We start from the raw sequence: 1,143 nt of genomic DNA on the forward strand, positions 1-1,143 counted from the left end.
ACAAGCCAAGCCAGAAACCTTGGCATGACCATAAACGCGTGCATAACTAAAAACCGTAGCATCATAAGAAACATGCGCATGATCATAAATATGAGCATCAGCAAGAATGCGGGCACTACCATTCACATGAGCATACCCATAAACATTGCCATAAACATGAGCATTGCTATAGACAAAAGCATGGTCATAAACTTTAGCATATTGAGAGATAAAAGCTTTTCCATAGACCTCAGCATTGCCATAAACTTGACCACAGACTTGAGAAAAATGGCGTATTTTTGCATTTTCATACACTCTTGCATGACCATAGACACAAGCCTCATCATACACCCAGCAATTACCATCATGGGATAGGTTAACTTCCTTTTCAATAAAGCCGCCTAAAGACCCCGCCTGTACATCATCAAAATCTTTTAAAGCTTTAATGCGATAAAGGTTTATAATATTTCGAGTAAGAGCATGTTTGATTTTTTTGATTTCACTGGTTAATTCATATTTTTTGCACATAGAGATACCCTCACAATTTAATGTGATAAACATTTGCTAAAATTTGAAATGGAAAATTTGCTTAGAAAGCAGGCGCCCCCGCCGCGCCCGCCGCTGCTTTATTAATTAGACCCAGACAATCTCTAATTCACCATAAGGAGAGAGACGTTCAGTATAGGTTTTTATTTTAGTAGACCCGCCGACATTTTCACGAATAACAGCAATGCCATGAATATTGGCATTTTCATAAACATGTACGTTATTTGCTATACGAGCATTTTCATAAACCCTAGCATTGTCATAAACATAGGCATTATCATAAACATAGCCAGCAATGATAGCATTGTCATAAACCCGCGCATGACCATAGATATGACCACAAGTGACAGCATTGCCAAAAACTCTTGCATTTTCATAAACGTGACCATTTTTAAACACAAGAGCCTCATCATACACCCAGCAATTGCCATCATGAGAGAGGTTATCTTCCTTTTCAATAAAGCCACCCAAGGCACCAGCCTTAACATCAGCAAAGTCTTTTAATGCTTTAATGCGATAAAGGGTATGATTATTAATTACACGCGTTTCATTTGTGAGTGCAAACTTCTTTTGCATGAGCACAATTCCTTTATAGAGATTTAAATTTTTAAATGAGAT

The 1,143-nt window shown here is 37.5% G+C and carries 2 protein-coding genes; both read right to left on the bottom strand.

Going from position 1 to position 1,143, the window contains the following annotated elements:
* The coding region (locus ACFIME_RS03345) for a hypothetical protein (RefSeq protein WP_375684482.1) at window positions 1-507 on the bottom strand (507 nt) is incomplete at its 3' end.
* Between the two features lie 105 nt (window positions 508-612).
* Window positions 613-1,101 (bottom strand): hypothetical protein, encoded by a 489-nt coding sequence (locus ACFIME_RS03350; RefSeq protein WP_375684483.1) that lies wholly within the window; start codon window positions 1,099-1,101, stop codon window positions 613-615.
* Between the last annotated feature and the right edge of the window lie 42 nt (window positions 1,102-1,143).

It is taken from the genome of Bartonella sp. AP1QHHD (genome assembly GCF_042196265.1).
GTDB lineage: Bacteria > Pseudomonadota > Alphaproteobacteria > Rhizobiales > Rhizobiaceae > Bartonella.

What these genes read in the sequence shown, in the direction of transcription:
- ACFIME_RS03350 (WP_375684483.1), bottom strand. Translation starts at nt 1,101, where the DNA reads ATGCAAAAGAAGTTTGCACTCACAAATGAAACGCGTGTAATTAATAAT.